Here is a 257-nt window from a genome sequence, read left to right on the forward strand (position 1 = left end):
AATGCTTAAAACATTAATACTGTTAGCAGCCAGTTTTTAGCAAAGATAGCTTTATCATGGTCTTTGCATAGCTTTAGCAAAGCTGGCTACGACATATCTGAACTTGGTATTAAATTAGTATTAAAACCTAGCAAACAATACAAATAATAAATAAGGACAATTATGAATATTTTAATGGTACTAACCTCACACGATAAATTGGGTGATACAGGCAAAAAAACCGGCTTTTGGCTAGAAGAATTTGCCGCCCCTTACTA

Annotated in this window: 1 pseudogene; it reads left to right on the plus strand. The window is 33.5% G+C overall.

Going from position 1 to position 257, the window contains the following annotated elements:
• Window positions 1–162 precede the first annotated feature (162 nt).
• Window positions 163–257, plus strand: a pseudogene (locus tag BTV98_RS13825) (type 1 glutamine amidotransferase domain-containing protein); the annotation flags it as partial.

Source organism: Psychrobacter sp. Cmf 22.2, from assembly GCF_001921745.1.
GTDB lineage: Bacteria > Pseudomonadota > Gammaproteobacteria > Pseudomonadales > Moraxellaceae > Psychrobacter.